The organism is Rugamonas rubra (assembly GCF_900114705.1).
Lineage (GTDB): Bacteria > Pseudomonadota > Gammaproteobacteria > Burkholderiales > Burkholderiaceae_D > Rugamonas > Rugamonas rubra.
The window spans coordinates 1-16,723 of sequence record NZ_FOTW01000046.1; the positions used below are offsets into that span (position 1 = coordinate 1).

At 67.8% G+C, this 16,723-nt stretch carries 17 protein-coding genes, 1 rRNA gene and 1 riboswitch; of the genes, 16 read left to right on the plus strand and 2 right to left on the minus strand.

Features of this window, described 5'->3' with window-relative positions:
- Positions 1–387: 387 nt before the first annotated feature.
- The 15 genes from cobT to bluB all read left to right on the plus strand — a co-directional run bounded on the left by cobT (position 388) and on the right by bluB (position 14,500).
- Positions 388–1,422, plus strand: coding sequence for a nicotinate-nucleotide--dimethylbenzimidazole phosphoribosyltransferase (gene cobT, locus BM252_RS28790; RefSeq protein WP_093391155.1), 1,035 nt, complete (start codon positions 388–390; stop codon positions 1,420–1,422).
- A gap of 10 nt (positions 1,423–1,432) precedes the next feature.
- Positions 1,433–2,212 carry an adenosylcobinamide-GDP ribazoletransferase gene (locus BM252_RS28795; RefSeq protein WP_093391156.1) on the plus strand — a complete coding sequence of 260 codons (780 nt, stop codon included), beginning with the start codon at positions 1,433–1,435 and terminating at the stop codon, positions 2,210–2,212.
- A gap of 10 nt (positions 2,213–2,222) precedes the next feature.
- Entirely contained in the window at positions 2,223–2,759 is a 537-nt protein-coding gene (locus tag BM252_RS28800; protein ID WP_093391158.1) for a histidine phosphatase family protein, read from the plus strand.
- 57 nt (positions 2,760–2,816) lie between these two features.
- A riboswitch (cobalamin riboswitch) is annotated at positions 2,817–3,036 on the plus strand.
- A 133-nt stretch (positions 3,037–3,169) separates the two neighbouring features.
- A complete protein-coding gene (locus BM252_RS28805) occupies positions 3,170–5,044 on the plus strand; it encodes a TonB-dependent receptor domain-containing protein (RefSeq protein WP_093391159.1) in 1,875 nt (624 codons plus the stop codon).
- A gap of 78 nt (positions 5,045–5,122) precedes the next feature.
- Positions 5,123–6,145, plus strand: coding sequence for a FecCD family ABC transporter permease (locus tag BM252_RS28810; RefSeq protein WP_093391161.1), 1,023 nt, complete (start codon positions 5,123–5,125; stop codon positions 6,143–6,145).
- 1 nt (position 6,146) lies between these two features.
- The gene (locus BM252_RS28815) at positions 6,147–6,920 is read left to right on the plus strand and encodes an ABC transporter ATP-binding protein (protein ID WP_093391162.1); all 774 of its coding nucleotides are present in this window, start codon (positions 6,147–6,149) and stop codon (positions 6,918–6,920) included.
- Positions 6,917–7,555: a cob(I)yrinic acid a,c-diamide adenosyltransferase gene (gene cobO, locus BM252_RS28820; protein WP_093391164.1), complete on the plus strand. Its 639-nt coding sequence runs from the start codon at positions 6,917–6,919 to the stop codon at positions 7,553–7,555. Before BM252_RS28815 ends, cobO begins: the two co-directional genes overlap by 4 nt.
- Positions 7,549–8,862, plus strand: coding sequence for a cobyrinic acid a,c-diamide synthase CobB (locus BM252_RS28825; protein WP_093391165.1), 1,314 nt, complete (start codon positions 7,549–7,551; stop codon positions 8,860–8,862). Before cobO ends, BM252_RS28825 begins: the two co-directional genes overlap by 7 nt.
- Positions 8,859–9,416, plus strand: coding sequence for a bifunctional adenosylcobinamide kinase/adenosylcobinamide-phosphate guanylyltransferase (gene cobU / locus BM252_RS28830; RefSeq protein ID WP_093391167.1), 558 nt, complete (start codon positions 8,859–8,861; stop codon positions 9,414–9,416). Before BM252_RS28825 ends, cobU begins: the two co-directional genes overlap by 4 nt.
- Positions 9,410–10,375, plus strand: coding sequence for an adenosylcobinamide-phosphate synthase CbiB (cbiB, locus tag BM252_RS28835; RefSeq protein WP_093391168.1), 966 nt, complete (start codon positions 9,410–9,412; stop codon positions 10,373–10,375). Before cobU ends, cbiB begins: the two co-directional genes overlap by 7 nt.
- Positions 10,368–11,354: a threonine-phosphate decarboxylase CobD gene (cobD, locus tag BM252_RS28840; RefSeq protein WP_093391170.1), complete on the plus strand. Its 987-nt coding sequence runs from the start codon at positions 10,368–10,370 to the stop codon at positions 11,352–11,354. Before cbiB ends, cobD begins: the two co-directional genes overlap by 8 nt.
- Complete coding sequence (locus BM252_RS28845; protein WP_093391171.1) at positions 11,351–12,223, plus strand: cobalamin-binding protein; 873 nt, start codon at positions 11,351–11,353, stop codon at positions 12,221–12,223. Before cobD ends, BM252_RS28845 begins: the two co-directional genes overlap by 4 nt.
- Positions 12,223–12,396 carry a hypothetical protein gene (locus BM252_RS31505; RefSeq protein WP_217429986.1) on the plus strand — a complete coding sequence of 58 codons (174 nt, stop codon included), beginning with the start codon at positions 12,223–12,225 and terminating at the stop codon, positions 12,394–12,396. Before BM252_RS28845 ends, BM252_RS31505 begins: the two co-directional genes overlap by 1 nt.
- Positions 12,393–13,853, plus strand: coding sequence for a cobyric acid synthase (locus BM252_RS28850; RefSeq protein WP_093391173.1), 1,461 nt, complete (start codon positions 12,393–12,395; stop codon positions 13,851–13,853). The genes BM252_RS31505 and BM252_RS28850 overlap by 4 nt, the downstream gene beginning before the upstream one ends.
- Positions 13,850–14,500: a 5,6-dimethylbenzimidazole synthase gene (bluB, locus tag BM252_RS28855; RefSeq protein ID WP_093391174.1), complete on the plus strand. Its 651-nt coding sequence runs from the start codon at positions 13,850–13,852 to the stop codon at positions 14,498–14,500. The genes BM252_RS28850 and bluB overlap by 4 nt, the downstream gene beginning before the upstream one ends.
- A 10-nt stretch (positions 14,501–14,510) precedes the next feature.
- Here the strand turns inward: bluB and BM252_RS28860 are convergent, their stop codons facing one another.
- A complete protein-coding gene (locus BM252_RS28860) occupies positions 14,511–14,846 on the minus strand; it encodes a PhoD-like phosphatase N-terminal domain-containing protein (RefSeq protein ID WP_093391175.1) in 336 nt (111 codons plus the stop codon).
- A 150-nt stretch (positions 14,847–14,996) separates the two neighbouring features.
- On the opposite strand from BM252_RS28860, the gene BM252_RS28865 reads away from it, so the two are divergent.
- Positions 14,997–16,400 (plus strand): DHA2 family efflux MFS transporter permease subunit, encoded by a 1,404-nt coding sequence (locus tag BM252_RS28865; RefSeq protein ID WP_093391177.1) that lies wholly within the window; start codon positions 14,997–14,999, stop codon positions 16,398–16,400.
- A gap of 65 nt (positions 16,401–16,465) precedes the next feature.
- Here BM252_RS28865 and rrf read toward each other — a convergent pair.
- A 5S ribosomal RNA gene (rrf, locus tag BM252_RS28870) occupies positions 16,466–16,578 on the minus strand.
- Positions 16,579–16,723 lie beyond the last annotated feature (145 nt).

Genomic DNA, 16,723 nt, shown 5'->3' on the forward strand with positions numbered 1-16,723 from the left:
CCTATTTCATTACTTCTTGTGAACATTTGATATTTTAAGTTGACGACTTCCGAAGAAGCCGCTGCACTTTCATCAAACATCCACACTTATCGACTGTTAATTGTTAAAGAACTTTATTCGGTACTGCCTGCAACCGGGCTTTCAACCCTTGACAAAGCGTTTTGTTTGTCAGCTGCGAAGAAGGAAGAGTATGCAGCGTTTCGGCCATTTCGTCAACCCCCTACTTTTTCCCGCTTCACTCTGCGCCACGCTGTTTTGCGCGCTCCGTTCTGCGGGGAGGCGAACTATAGCAAAGGCCTAGGGGGCTGACAAGGGTTAACCGGATTAATCTCTGTGCTATCGTAGCGGCCATCAAATTCTCCTTCCTTCCACTATATATAGCCCGCTATGTCCATTCCAACTATCGCAGCAAGCAGCAACGACACATTGGCAGCCTCGCTTGACCAAGCCATCAACAACAAGACCAAGCCACTCGGCAGTCTCGGCGTGTTGGAGTCGTTGGCGAAGCAGATTGGATTGATCCAGCAGACCACCAAGATTGCCCTGCACAATCCGGCCATTATGGTGTTTGCCGGCGACCACGGCGTGGTAGCGGAAGGCATCTCTGCCTACCCGCAGGACGTCACCTGGCAGATGGTGGAAAACTTCCTGGCCAAAGGCGCCGCCATCAATGTCTTCGCACAACAGAACAACTGCGCCTTGCACATCATCGACGCCGGCGTGAATCACCACTTCGGCCCGCGCGACGGACTGATCGACCGCAAGCTGGCCAATGGCACGCAAAACTTCTCCCGACAAGCGGCGATGAGCCGGCAGACTTGCGAGGCCGCGCTGGCCAGCGGCATGGCGCTCGTCGCCGACCTCGACGCCAACGTGCTCGGCTTTGGCGAAATGGGCATCGGCAACACAACGGCCGCCGCCGCGCTGATGCACAAGCTGACCGGTATTGCCGTCGCCGACTGCGTGGGCGCCGGCACCGGACTGACGTCGGACGGCATCCGCCACAAGCAAGACGTGATCGAGGCGGCGGTGGCCCTGCACTCCACGGCGATTGAGCCGCTGGATGTGCTGGCCACCTTCGGCGGACTGGAAATCGCCATGATGGCCGGCGCCATGCTGAAGGCGGCGGAACGGCGCATGGTCCTGCTGATCGACGGCTTCATCGTCACCAGCGCCCTGTTGGTGGCGGCGCGCTTGCAGCCGGCCATACTCGGCTACTGCGTCTTCTCGCACTGCTCCGACGAGAGCGGCCACCAACGCATGCTCGCCAACCTGAACGCCCGCCCCCTACTGCAGCTCGGCCTGCGCCTTGGCGAGGGCACCGGTTGCGCGCTGGCGCTGCCGCTGCTGCACGCATCGGTCAACTTCCTGAACCAGATGGCGACGTTCGAATCGGCCCAGGTCAGCGAAAAAGCCGAGTAAGGCCGGCGCCATGCAGCAGATCCGCCTGTTCTTCATCGCCTTGCAGTTCTTTACCCGCCTGCCGATTCCCAAATGGGTCGGCTTCGAGCCGGACTGGCTGCACCATGCGTCGCGCTACTTCCCGCTGGTGGGCCTGGTCGTCGCGTCGATTTGCGGCGCGGTGTATGCGCTGGCGGCGCTACTGTTCCCGGCGCCGCTGGCGGCGGTGCTAGCGACGGCGGCCGGCATCTACGCCACCGGCGCCTTCCACGAGGACGGCTTCGCCGACATGTGCGACGGCTTCGGCGGCGGCATGACGGCCGAGCGCGTGCTCGAGATCATGAAGGACTCGCGCATCGGCGCATACGGCGCCATCGGCATCGTCTGCCTGTTGGCACTCAAGTGCGTGGCGCTGGCCCTGCTGCCGCCGGCCACCGCGCTGGCCGCGCTGTTCGTCGCCCATCCCTTGTCGCGCCTGGCGGCGGCGGCGCTGATCTGGCGCCTGGAATACGCCCGCGCCGACGGCAAGGCCAAGCCGATGGCGCAAGAGATGAGCACCCAAGAATTCCTCATCGCCGCGCTCTGCGCCACGCTGCCGGCGCTGCTGCTGGTCGCGGCCGGCGTGCTGTCGTGGCAGGCCGTCGCCGGCGGCGCCGTCGTGGCCGCCCTCGCCGCCGCGTGGCTGGGACAAAAATGCGTGCGCCGTATCGGCGGCTACACCGGCGACTGCCTGGGCGCGGTGCAGCAGGTGACCGAGGTGGTTCTCTACCTCGGCGTGTTGGCCAGCCTGGGCCAAGGCGCCTGGCACTGATGCGGCCGGTATGCGGCTGATCCTGCTACGCCATCCCAGGCCGCAAGTCGCGGCGGGTGTCTGCTACGGCAGCACCGACCTGGCCATCGCCCCCGGCGAGTTGGAGCGAGTACTCGCCGAATCGAGCGGGCTGCCGAACCAGGCCACGGTCTATTCCAGTCCGCTGCGCCGCTGCGCCGAGCTGGCCACGCGGCTGTCGCGCGTCGCGCCGCGCTTCGACCCGCGCCTGGTGGAGATGGACTTCGGCAGTTGGGAGATGCGCCGCTGGGACGACATCGCCCGCACCGAGATCGACGCCTGGGCGGCCGACCTGGTCCACTACCGCCCCGGCGGCGGCGACAGCGTGCTGCGCATGGCGCAGCGCGTCGCCGGCTTTTACGCCGACCTCCAGCGCCAGCAAGCCGACGCCATCGTGGTCTGCCATGCCGGCACCATCCGCCTGCTGGCCGCCTGCCACGCCGGCCTGGCCCCGGCCGACGCCGCCCTGCAGGCGGCGCGCACGCCGCACGCCATCGCCTACGGCGCCGCGCTGACGCTCGAATCCTGAACGCGCCGCCTCGCTTGCAGCGTCGTAGCCACGGCGCCGGCCGGACGGCCGGCGAATGTATAATGGCGGAGTTTTGGTGCCCGCGCGCCTGTCCAGGCGCGCAGTTAAACGGGAAACACGAAGCCGCTCCAACGGCCAGCGTGTGCTGCCCCCGCAACGGTCAACAAGTGTCACGCCATCTGTGACGAACCGCCTCTGACAACCACTGTGCTGCGCATGGGAAGGTAAGGCGGTCGAACTTGCGAGCCCGGATACCGGCCAGAACAGGTGGAAGCGCGCGCGCCAGTTGCGCACAAGACGAGCCGGCCCGGGCAATCGGCGCCGGCCGCGCTTGTGCCGTCCGGTTCGCCGCCTCTGTTCAATCTGGCCCACGGGGACGTCGGCCGGTTGCATCTTACTAAAGAAATATCATGACCGTATCCGTCTCACGCCACGCGGCGCTGTCCTCGCTGGCGTTGGCTTTGGCCGTTCCACCGGCCCTGGCCCAAAACGCCAACACCGCCGCCCTGAACAGCGTGCTCGTCACCGCCACCCGCACGCCGCAACTGGCCGGCGACATCGTCAGCGACACGCTGTCGATCGACGCCGAGCAGATCGTCCAATCCGGCGCCGGCTCGCTGGTCGACCTGCTGCAACGCCAGCGCGGCATCCAGATCGCCCGCAACGGCGGCCCCGGCACCAACTCCACCGTCTATATCCGCGGCGCCAACGGCAACCAGAACATCGTGCTGGTCGACGGCGTGCGCATCGGTTCGGCCACCAGCGGCGCGGCCAGCTGGAGCGCCATTCCGCTGACGGCGGTCGACCACATCGAAATCGTCTACGGCCCGCTGAGCACCTTGTACGGCGCCGACGCCATCGGCGGCGTGATCCAGATCTTCACCAAGAAAGGCCAGGGCGCGCCGGCGCTCAGCGCCTCCGCCGGCTACGGCAGCGACAACACCCGCCAAATCGACGCCGGTATTTCCGGCGCCACCGGCGGCGAGCATGCGCTCAGCTACGCGCTCAGCGCCGGCAAGGAGAAGTCCGACGGCTTCTCCTCCACCCTGCCCGCCAGCTCCGCCTACAACCCGGACCGCGACGGCTACCAGCGCGACAACGCCGCCGGCCAAGTCGGCCTGCAACTGGCCAAGGGCCACGAATTGGGCGCGCAGTTCCTCACCAGCCGCCTCGACTTCCAGTACGACAGCGGCAAGTCGACCTTCGACACACGCTCGCAGCAGAAGCTGCAAAACCTGGCGCTGTACAGCAAGAACCAGATCCTGCCTATCTGGTCCAGCGTGGTGCAGCTGTCCGAGTCGCGCGACAAGTCCTTCAACGCCACCGGCACCACGGCCAAGGAACGCAGCCAGATCGACACCAAGCAGACCGACCTGACCTGGCAAAACGACATCCGCATCGGCGCCGACATGCTGCAACTGCTGTACGGCCACCGCAAGGAACAAGTCGAGTCGACGGTCAAGGAGACCGAACGCGAGCGCACCACCACATCGCTGGCCGCCTCCTACAACATGAAGCGCGGCGACCATTTGCTCAACCTCGGCCTGCGCAACGACGACAGCACACAGTACGGCGGCAAGACCACCGGCGCGGCCGGCTACGGCTACCGCATCAACGGCGCGCTGCGCGCCAGCGCCAGCTACGGCACCAGCTTCCGCGCACCGACCTTCAACGAGTTGTACTACCCGGCCTACGGCACCGAGTCGAGCAAGCCTGAAAAAGGCCGCAACGCCGAACTGGGCCTGCACTACAGCGCCGGCGCGACCCAGCTGAACGCCGTCTACTTCCACAACCGCCTGACCGACCTGCTGGTAAGCACCAGCCCGTGCCTGGTCAGCACGGTCGATCCGAAGAAGTATCCGTCCTGCGTCTACAACGTCAACCATGCGCTGCTGGAAGGCCTGTCGCTGTCGGCCAGCCGCCAGCTCGGCGCCTTCGGCCTGAACGGCAACATCGACCTGCTCAACGCCAGGGACGAGAGCACCGACAAATCGCTGGCGCGGCGCGCCAAGAAGCACGCCAACTTCGCCGCCGACTACAGCGCCGGCGCGCTCAAGGCCGGCGTCGAGCTGGAACTGGCCGGCGAGCGCTTCGACGACAGTGCCAACAAAACCCGCCTGGGCGGCTACGGCCTGGTCAACCTGTTCGCCACCTACCGCATCAACGCCGACTGGTCGGCGCTGGTCCGCTGGAACAACCTCGCCGACAAGCGGTACGAGGTGGCGCGCAACTACGCCGCGTCCGGCGCCAAGCTGTTCGCCGCCATCCGCTACGGCTACAAGTAGGCGCGGCAAATGGTGTAACCTGCCGGGCGACTTCCCTGCGCGCCCGGCAGGCGCAATCCCAACTTTTGAAAGCGGTACATGCACTCCTACTCCAGCAACTTGCGACAGCGCGCCGGCCTGATCTTGGCCATCCTGCTGCTGTGCGCCTTCGCCAGCCTGCTGCTGGCCGGCATGACCGGCTCCATCGCCATCCCCCTGGGCGACATGCCGGCGGCGCTGGGCGAGCTGCTGCACGGCCAGTCCGCCTCGCTCGCCGCCACCCTGCTCGACCTGCGCGCCAGCCGCGCCCTGACCGCCTTCGTCACCGGCGCGGCGCTGTCGCTGGCCGGCGTGATGATGCAGGCGCTGCTGCGCAACCCGTTGGCCGACCCGTATGTGCTGGGCATCTCGGCCGGCGCCTCGGTCGGCGCGCTGGGCGCGCTGATGTTCATGTGCGCCGCCTGGATGGTCGACGCCTCCGCCTTCGCCGGCGCCGTCATCATCTCGATGATCCTCTACCTGCTGGCGCGGCGCGACCTGCGCGGCGGCACCGCCGCCGAGGGCGGCACCGCCCTGCTGCTGCTGACCGGCGTGATCCTGCAGTGCGCCTGCGTCGCAGTGGTCACGCTGATGCTGTCGATCGCCCCGGAGAGCCGCCTGCGCACCATGGTGTTCTGGATGATCGGCGACCTGGCCGGCGCGCCGGTGCGCTGGCTGCCCTGGGTGGTGCTGGCCGGCGCCATGCTGTTCGCCCTGCGCAGCGCCCGCTCGATGAACGTGATGGCGCTGCACGCCGAGGCGGCCGCCACCCTCGGCATCAAGGTCGGCCCGTTGCGCAAGGGCCTGTTCTTCTGCTCCGGCCTGCTCACCGCCAGCGCCGTCACCAGCGCCGGCAGCATCGGCTTCGTCGGCCTGATCGTGCCGCACGCCTGCCGCTTCGCCGTCGGGCCGGACCACCGCGTGCTGATTCCGGCGGCGGCGCTGGCCGGCGGCACCTTCCTGGTGCTGGCCGACACGCTGGCGCGCACCGCCCTGGCGCCGCAGCAGCTGCCGGTCGGCGTGGTCACCGCGCTGATCGGCACGCCGGTGTTCCTGTACCAACTGCACCGACTGCGCAAATAATATGATCAGCACCCACCAACTCACCCTGAACATCGGCGCCCGCTGCCTGGTCGACCGGCTTGACTGGCGCGTCGCGCCCGGCCAATGCTGGAGCGTGATCGGCCGCAACGGCGCCGGCAAGAGCACCCTGCTGCGCACCCTGGCCGGCCTGCACCAGCCCGACGCCGGCAGCGTGCGCATCCAGGACCGCGCGCTGGCCGACTGGCCGCTGACCGAGCTGGCGCGCCAGCGCGCCTTCCTGGCGCAGTCGCGCAGCGACGCCTTCGCCTACAGCGTGATCGAAACCGTGCTGTCGGCGCGCCACCCCTACCACGACAACCGCTATTGGGAAGGCAGCGACGACCACCGCATCGCGCTCGACGCCCTGGCCGCGATGGAGGTGGCCGACATGGCCGCGCGCGACGTGCGCACCCTGTCCGGAGGCGAGCGCCAGCGCGTCGCCATCGCCGCCATGCTGGCGCAGGACACCCCGCTGCTGCTGCTCGACGAGCCGGCCAACGCGCTCGACCTGGCGCACCAGGTCAGCGTGATGGGACTGCTGGCGAAGCTATGCCGCGAGCAGAACAAGACCGCCGTCATGGTCGGCCACGACCTGACGCTGGCGCACAGCGTCAGCAGCCACGCCCTGCTGCTGATGGGCGACGGCCGCTGGCTGGCCGGACCGGTCGCCGAGACCATGCGGGCGGCCATCCTGAGCGACTGCCTGGGCCACCCGATCGACATCATCCAACACGGCAAACGCAGCATCTTCATCCCCTCGGAGGACATCGTATGAGCGAACAGAACAGCGAAAACCACAACGACAGCCAGGCCATCAACGAGCGCCACCGCGTGCGCATGGAGCGCAAAAAGGCGGTGATCGACGCGCAGATCGCGGCCGCCGACGACCAGCCGATCGGCATCATCGTGGTCAACACCGGCAACGGCAAGGGCAAGAGCTCGAGCGGCTTCGGCATGGCGATCCGCGCCATGGGCCACGGCATGAAGGTCGGCGTGGTGCAGTTCATCAAAGGCGCGCTGTCGACCGGCGAGGAGAAGTTCCTGCGCCGCTTCCCGGACGAGGTCAGCTTCCACGTCATGGGCGAGGGCTACACCTGGGACACGCAGAACCGCGAGCGCGACACCGAAAAGGCCCAGCTGGCCTGGCAGCAGGCGCGCACCTTCCTGGCCGATCCGAGCATCGGCCTGGTGCTGCTCGACGAGCTCAACATCGCGCTGAAATACCGCTACCTCGACGTCCACGCCGTCATCGCCGACCTGCTGGAACGGCCGGCCATGCAGCATGTGGTCATCACCGGACGCGGCGCGCCGGAGGAGCTGGTCGCCATCGCCGACACGGTCACCGAGATGGGCGTCGTCAAGCACGCCTTCAAGGCCGGCATCGGCGCCCAGGCGGGCACCGAATGGTGACGGCCGCGCATATCGACGTGCAAGTGCTGCTGGTGGCCGCCGTCTCCTCCGGCCAGGGCAAGACCACCGTCACGGCGGCGCTGGCGCGCAAGCTGGTCCGCCTGGGCAAGCGCGTGCGCGTGTTCAAGTGCGGCCCCGACTTCATCGACCCGATGCTGCTCGAGCGCGCCAGCGGCGCGCCGGTGCGCTCGCTCGACCTGTGGATGGTCGGCCCCGAGCAGTGCCGCAGCCAACTGGCGCAGGCCGCCGCCGAGGCGGACGTGATCCTGATCGAGGGCGTCATGGGCCTGTACGACGGCACACCCTCCTCGGCCGACCTGGCGCGCGAATTCGGCCTGCCGGTGATGGCCGTGGTCGACGCCAGCGCCATGGCGCAAACCGCCGGCGCCCTGGTGCACGGCCTGCGCGACTACGGTCCGGTCGAGATGGCCGGCGTCATCGCCAACCGCGTCGCCAGCAGCGGCCACGCCGCCATGGTCGCCGCCGCCATGCGCGACATTCCCCTGTTCGCCACGCTGCCGCGGCAAGGCGCGTCGCTGCCGGAGCGCCATCTCGGCCTGGTCGTGCCCGACGAGGTGCGCAACCTCGACGCCCTGCTCGACCAGCTGGCCGACCAGCTTGTGTTCGACGAGGCCGCCTGGGCCAGCCTGCGCAGCACCCGCATCGCCATCCCACCAGCGCCAGCGGAACAGCCGACACCATTGGCCGGCAAAACCATCGCCATCGCCCGCGACGCCGCCTTCATGTTCCTGTATCCGGCCAACCTGGACATGCTGCGCACACTCGGCGCGACGCTGCACTACTTCTCGCCGCTGGCCGACCAGCCCTTGCCGGCCGGGGCCGACGCCGTCTATCTGCCCGGCGGCTATCCGGAGCTGCACGCCGAGGCCCTGTCGCTGGCCGGCACTTGGCAGGCCTCGATGCGCGCCGCCCACGCCGCCGGCCTGCCCATCGTCGCCGAATGCGGCGGCATGATGGCGCTGGCCGACACGCTGGCCGACCAGAGCGGCACCGCCTGGCCGATGGCCGGCCTGCTGCCTGGCGCCGTGAGCATGCAGCCGCGTTTGGCCGGTCTCGGCCCGCAGGCCATTGCCACCGAGCACGGCCCGCTGCGCGGCCACACCTTCCACTATTCGAAACTGGAGACCAGCGTGGAGCCGGCCAGCCATTCGGTGAAGAACCCGTCCGGCGTGCAGGGCGAGGCGCAGTACCGCGTCGGCTCGTTGACGGCGTCCTACTTCCACGCCTACTTCCCGTCCAACCCTGCGGCCACCGCCGCGCTGTTCCTGCGGAGCGCCACGGCATGACACACACACTGGTGTTTGGCGGCGCCCGTTCCGGCAAGAGCGCCCATGCCGAACGGCTGGCGACGCAATCCGGTAAGGAAGTGATCTACCTGGCGACCGCCCGCGCCGGCGACGGCGAAATGGCCACGCGCATCGCCCACCACCGCGACCAGCGTCCCGCCGTCTGGCCCACGGTGGAGGAGCCCTTGGCCCTGGCAGACACCCTGCAGCGCCTCTCCACCCCCGCCAACCTGATCCTGGTCGACTGCCTGACCCTGTGGCTGACCAACCTGATGTTCAGCGAAGGCGGCGACTATCCCGATGTAGGCGACATCGCCTTGCCGGCGCGCTTCCACCGCGAGCGCGCACGACTGCTGGAACTGCTGCCGGCCCTGCCCGGCGACGTGGTCTTCGTCTCCAACGAAGTCGGCATGGGCATCGTGCCCTACGGCGCCATCTCGCGCTGTTTCACCGACGAGGCCGGCCGCCTGAACCAGGCCGTCGCCGCCGTCTGCGACCGCGTCACCTTCGTCGCCGCCGGCCTGCCCTTGCACTTGAAAGGCGGCCCATGCTGATCGGCCTGACGCTGACGCAAACGGCCTTGCTGTTGCTGGTCGGCGTGCTGCTCGACCTGCTGTTGGGCGAGACGCGCCGCTTCCATCCGCTGGTCGGCTTCGGCAATCTGGCCTATGCGCTGGAACGCCGTTTGAACAAGGGCCGCTGGCGTTTTGCGCGCGGCCTACTGGCTTGGTCGCTGGCCGTGGCGCCGCTGACCGCGCTCGGCGCCTGGCTGATTTTTCAAGCCGGCGGCGCGCCGGCCCTGGCCGCCCACGCGCTGCTGCTGTACTTCTGCATCGGCCTGCGCAGCCTGCGCGACCACAACCTGCCGATCGCCCAGGCGCTGACGCAAGGCGACCTGCCCCAGGCCCGCCTGCTGACGGCCCGCATCGTCAGCCGCGACACGGCGCAGGCCAACGAGGCCGACCTGGCCAAGGCCAGCGCCGAATCGCTGCTCGAAAACGGCAACGACGCCGTCTTCGGCACGCTGTTCTGGTTCGCCGTCGCCGGCGGCCCCGGCGCCCTGCTGTTCCGCCTGGCGAACACGCTCGACGCCATGTGGGGCTACCGCAACGCGCGCTTCAACGACTTCGGCTGCGCCCCGGCGCGCATCGACGATGTGCTGAACCTGATCCCGGCGCGCCTGACCGCGCTGTCCTACGTGCTGCTGGCACCCACGCTGGCCGGCAAGCGCCGCGCCTGGCAATGCTGGCGCGCCCAGGCCCCCACTTGGAGCAGCCCGAACGCCGGGCCGGTGATGTCCAGCGGCGCCGGCGCGCTCGGCCTGGAGTTGGGCGGCGCCGCCGTGTACGACGGCGAAGTCGAGCAACGTCCCACGCTCGGTAGCGGAACAGCGGCGCGCGCCGGCGACATCGTCCGCGCCTGGCGCCTGGTCGCCGGCACCACGACGCTGTGGCTGTTCTGTGCCGCCGTTGCGGCGGCAACCGTCCACCTGCTTGGAGGCACACATGCTTGAACATGGCGGCAATCTGCGCGACGCCGCGCTGCGCTTTGGCCGCGACGACTGGCTCGATCTGTCGACCGGCATCAATCCGCACTGGTATCCGGTGCCTGCGCTGGCCGGCAACGCCTGGCACCGCCTGCCCGAGGCCGACCCGGCGCTGGCCCGCGCCGCCGCAGAATACTACGACGCCCCGCTGATGCTGCCGGTGGCCGGCACCCAGGCGGCGATCCAAGCGCTACCGCGCCTGCGGCCACCCTCGCGAGTGGTGGTGGCGGCGCCGTCCTACGCGGAACACGCCCACCACTGGGGCCGCCACGGCCACAGCATGCGCCAGGTGCCGTATGCCGAACTGGACGCGGCGCTGCCCGCTTGCGACGTCATGGTGGTCTGCAATCCAAACAATCCCACCGGCGCGACGGTGCCGCCACAGCAGTTGCTCGGCTGGGCTGCGCAGTTGGCCGCGCGCGGCGGCTGGCTGGTGGTCGACGAGGCCTTCGGCGACACCGCGCGCGACGCCAGCGTCGCCGCCCATAGCGGCCAGACCGGTCTGATCGTGCTGCGCTCGGTCGGCAAATTCTTCGGCCTGGCCGGCGTGCGGCTCGGCTTCGTCGCCGCCCAGCCGGCGCTGTTGAACGAACTGGCCGACCTGCTCGGCCCCTGGACCGTCAGCGGCCCGGCGCAGGAGATCGCGCTGGCGGCGCTGCGCGACCGTGCCTGGCAGTCCGCCATGCGCCGGCAGTTGGGCGACAGCGGCGCCCGCCTGCACCGTCTGCTGGCCGAGCACCACATCGACTCCAGCGGCTGCGCCCTGTTCCAATGGTGGCCCGAACCGCGCGCCGAACAGTTTTGGCAGCACATGGCCGAACGCGGCATCTGGGTGCGCCTGTTCCAGCAGGCCGCGCGCGGCATCCGCCTCGGCCTGCCGCCCGACGCCGCCGGCTGGCAGCGCCTAGAAGTAGCACTCACCGAATGGACCAAGGAAGCAGCATGAACAAACTCCTCTGCGCATTGGCGCTGCTCTACACCGCCCAAGCCGGCGCCGCCATCACCGTGCGCGACGACGACGGCAACCTCGTCACCCTGCCCAAGCCGGCGCAGCGCATCATCGCCCTGGCGCCGCATGTCACCGAGATGTTGTTCGCCGCCGGCGGCGCCGAGCACATCGTCGGCGTGGTCACCTATAGCGACTTCCCCGAGGCGGCCAAGAAGATTCCCAGCGTCGGCGACAACCGCCAGGTCGACATGGAGCGCGTCATCGCCATGAAGCCGGACCTGATCGTGGTCTGGATGCACGGCAGCTCCGAGCGCCAGATCGACACCCTGCGCCAGCTGAACATCCCGATCTTCCACAGTGAGCCGCAAAAGCTCGACGGCATCGCCGACAGCCTGCTGCGCCTCGGCCAGCTGATGGGCACCGAGACCGTGGCGCAAGCGGCGGCGGCCGACCTGCGCCGGCAGCTCGCCGCCCTGACCAAACAGTATGCCAACCGGCCACCGGTGCGCATGTTCTACCAGGTGTGGGACAAGCCGCTCTACACGCTCAACGGCACGCACATCGTCAGCGACGCCATCCGCCTGTGCGGCGGCGAGAACATCTTCGCCAAGCTGAAGGTGACGGCGCCGGTGGTCAGCGTCGAGGCCGTGCTGCAGGAAGACCCCGAGGCGATCTTCGGCACGGCCGAGAAGAACTACGGCGGCGTCAGCCTGTGGAAGTCCTACACGACGATGAAGGCGGTCCGCAACGACAACCTGTTCACGCTGAACGGCGAACTGCTCAACCGCGCCGGCCCGCGCATGGTCGCCGGCACCGCCGCCCTGTGCGAAAAACTCGAGCTGGCGCGCCAGCACCGGAAGAACTGATGAGCCTCTACCAACGCATCGCCTGCCTGTCGACCGAATCGGTCGACACCCTGTACGCGCCGGGCGCGGAACAATACATCGCCGGCATCTCCGGCTTCACCGAAGGCCTGCGCCGGATCAGCGACATGCTCGCGCAGTGGCAAGAGCTACCGCAGGAGCAAGCAAGCGCATGAACTTCCCCTACTCGACCCTGATGGTGCAAGGCACCACCTCCGACGCCGGAAAGAGCACCGTGGTGGCCGCGCTGTGCCGCCTGCTCAAGCGCGGCGGCGTGCGCGTGGCGCCGTTCAAGCCGCAGAACATGGCGCTCAACAGCGCCGTCACCGCCGACGGCGGCGAGATCGGCCGCGCCCAGGCGCTGCAGGCCATCGCCGCCGGACTGGCGCCGCACACCGACATGAACCCGGTGCTGCTCAAACCGTCGAGCGACGTCGGCGCCCAGGTCATCATCCACGGCAAGGTGCGCGCCGAGATGAACGCGCGCGACTACCACCAGTACAAGACCATCGCCATGCGGGCCGTGCTCGAATCGCACCAGCGCCTGCTGGCACAGTACGACAGCATCGTCGTCGAGGGCGCCGGCAGCCCGGCCGAGATCAACCTGCGCGAGCGCGACATCGCCAACATGGGCTTCGCCGAGGAGGTCGACTGTCCGGTGATACTGGTGGCCGACATCGACCGTGGCGGCGTCTTCGCCCACATTGTCGGCACCCTGTCCTGCCTGTCCGAAAGCGAGCGCAATCGCACCATCGGCTTCGTCATCAACCGCTTCCGGGGCGACATCTCGCTGCTGCAGCCCGGCCTGGAGTGGTTGGAACAGCAGACCGGCAAGCCGGTGCTGGCCGTGCTGCCCTATCTGCACGGCCTGTTCCTCGACGCCGAGGACGCGGTGCAGCCGGTGCAGGCCTCGCGCGGCGCCTTCCGCGTCGCCGTGCCCAGCCTGCCGCGCATGAGCAACCACACCGACTTCGACGCCCTGCGCGCCCACCCGGACGTCGACCTGCGCTTCGTCCGCCAGGGCGAGGCGATTCCACCGGCCGACCTGATCATCCTCCCCGGCAGCAAGAACACGCGCGGCGACCTGGAGTGGCTGCGCGCGCAGGGTTGGCCGGCCGCCATCGACAAGCACCTGCGCTACGGCGGCAAGGTGATCGGCATCTGCGGCGGTTTCCAGATGTTGGGCCGCAGCGTCACCGACCCGCACGGCGTCGAAGGCGCGCCCGGCGTCTCGCCCGCCCTCGGCCTGCTCGACATGGACACCGAAATGACACTGGACAAACGCCTGGTGCAAGTCAGCGGCGAATGCGCCTTCGCCGAGGCCACCGTCAGCGGCTACGAGATCCACATGGGCACCTCCAGCGGCGCCGCGCTCGAGCTGCCGGCCTTCCGCATCGACGGCCGTCCGGAGGGGGCGCGCTCGGCCGACGGACAGATCCTCGGCACCTACCTGCACGGCCTGTTCGACACGCCGCAGGCCAGCGCCGCCCTGCTGCGCTGGGCCGGCCTACACTCGGAACACAGCGTCGACACGGCGCAGCTGCGCGAGGAAAGCCTGGAGCGCATCGCCGACGCCGCCCAGCCGCTGCTCGACGCGCTGATCGCCCTGACCGTGGAAGACAAGGCGGCATGAACCAGCACGCCTATTCGGACGAGGAGATCGGCGGCGTCTACCGCGCCATCCGCGAGCGGCGCGACGTGCGCCACTTCAAACCGGGCCCGTTGGAAGCGGGCCAGCTGGAGCGCTTCATCGGCGCCGCCCACAACGGCCCGAGCGTGGGATTGATGCAGCCGTGGCGCTTCATCCGCATCCTCAACCCGGCGCTGCGCGGCGCCATCCACCGCCACGTCAACGACGAGCGCATCCTGACGGCGCAGGCGCTCGGCCAGCGCGCCGACGAGTTCATGCAACTGAAGGTGGAAGGCATCCTGAGCTGCGCCGAGGTGCTGGTGGTCGGCTTGATGGACCAGCGCGAAAAATTCATCTTCGGCCGCCGCACCATGCCGGAGATGGACCTGGCCTCGGCCGCCTGCGCGCTGCAGAACTTCTGGCTGGCCGCGCGCGCCGAGGGCATCGGCGTCGGCTGGGTGTCGATGTTCGATCCCCAGCAGCTGCGCCAATTGTGCGCCATGCCCGAGGGCAGCCAGCCGATCGCCGTGCTATGTGTCGGCCAGGTGGACGAGTTCTATTCGGCGCCGATGCTGGAACTGGAGCGCTGGGACAAACGCCGCCCCGTCGCCGATGTCATGTACGTCGACAACTGGGGCTCCGACTCGTAATCGGCCTAGCTCAAGCGCCGCACTCGACGATGTTGCGGTTGCCCGGCCCGGCCAGCGTGCGCAGGCTGCGCTCGGTGGCGGCGCTGAACTTCCGGCTCAGTACCGTATCAACGAAGCGCCAGGTGCGGCCAACCGGCGACTTGGCGCCGTCAACGGCGAACTGGTAATAGTAGACATGGCCCGGCAGCGGCCCGTCGGCGTCGATCTTCACGGTGAAGTCCTGCCGCGCGGTGGTGGCCGTGGCGCCCGACGCGACCAGCAGCTGCATTGCCGGATCGGTCGCCATCTGCCAGCGCACGGCGATCTCGGGGTCCGCGTGGGACGGGGTCGACGATGTCAGGTCCATGTGAGCTCCAGCAGCCGTGGCGATGTGAGGCACGTTACGCCTTGGGTGTGACGCCGGCGGCACGCCTGTGGCGGCGCCGACACGGCGATTTTTTTTGTGTGACAATCGAAGCCATCGTGCCGCGCGCACCGCCTGGGCCTGTGATCCAACATGACTCGATCCCGCACCAAGACTTACCTTCCCTGGGTGGTCGCCACCGCCCTGTTCATGGAGCAGCTCGACTCCACCATCGTCAACACGGCCATTCCCAGCATGGCCGCCAGCCTGCAGGTGACGCCGCTGAGCCTGAAGGCGGTGGTCACCAGCTATATCCTCAGCCTAGCGGTGTCGATCCCGGTCAGCGGCTGGATGGCAGACCGCTACGGCACCCGGCGCGTCTTCATGACCGCAGTGGCGATCTTCACCTTCGCCTCGGTGCTGTGCGGCTTGTCGGTGAACTCGCCGATGCTGGTCGCGGCCCGCCTGCTGCAGGGCTTCGGAGCGGCGATGATGATGCCGGTCGGGCGCATCACCATCATCCGCACCTTCCCCAAGGCCGAGCTGCTGTCGGCGATGAACTTCGTGATCATTCCGGCGCTGATCGGCCCCCTGCTCGGGCCGACGGTGGGCGGTTTGATCGTGCACTGGATGTCCTGGCGCGAGATCTTCTTCGTCAACGTGCCGGTCGGCCTAGCCGCGATCTATCTGGCGCACCGCTTCATGCCCGACTACATCGGCGAGGAACAGCGCCCGCTCGACCTGATCGGTCTGGTGCTGTTCGGCACCGGCATCGCGCTGCTGTCGTGGTTGTTGGAGATCTTCGGCGAGCACAAGATCGATCTGACCTCGGCGGCGGTGCTGCTGCTGATCGCCTGCAGCCTGCTGGCGGCCTATGTCTGGCACGCCAAGGACGCGCCGCATCCGCTGCTGCGGCTGGTATTGTTCCGCATCCGCACTTTCCGTGTGTCGGTCAGCGGCGGTTTCCTGACACGGCTCGGTGTCGGCGGCCTGCCCTTCCTGCTGCCCTTGCTGTATCAATTGGGCCTGGGACTGCCGGCCTGGCAATCGGGCTTGTTGATGATGCCGTCGGCGGCGGCGGCGATGGGGATGAAGTTCATTGCCTCCCGCTTACTGGGCAAGTTCGGTTATCGTCAGGTATTAATCGTCAACACGGTGCTGATCGGGCTGACCATCGGCCTGTATTCCTTCGTGCAGCAGGGCACGCCCATCTATGCGATCGTGATGATCAGCCTGTGCCTGGGCTTCTTCAATTCGCTGCAGTTTTCCAGCATGAACAGCATCGCCTATGCCGACGTCGACAGGGCCGACTCCAGCATGGCCAGCACCATCGCCAGCTCGATGCAGCAGCTTTCGATGAGCTTCGGCCTGGCCTGCGGTTCTTTGATCACCGGCTGGTACTTGGCCGATCTTCCGCAATCCAACCGAGTGGCGTTAACGGGTGCGCTACACCACGCGTTCTTGACCTTGGCGGTGATGACCATCCTGTCCTCGTTGACGTTCTGGACCCTGCGCAAAGAGGACGGCGAAAGCATCAGCAAAGGGGTGGCCGCCTAAGCGCCAAAGCGATGGACGAAAAAAAACCCCACCGGATCACCGGATGGGGTTTTTTAGAATAACTAGCCTGACGATAACCTACTTTCACACTGGTTGCAGCACTATCATCGGCGCAGAGTTGTTTCACGGTCCTGTTCGGGATGGGAAGGGGTGGTACCAACTTGCTATGGTCATCAGGCATTGACTTGTACGAACGCGCGTCCCCGGATGGGCGACGGCGCTCTAAAATTGGGAAGAAGTATCAGTAAAGAATGGGGTAATGAAGCATGTCTCAACAACTCAGGCGACACGTAGTTCTTATTCTTACAACCTGCTAAGGTTAT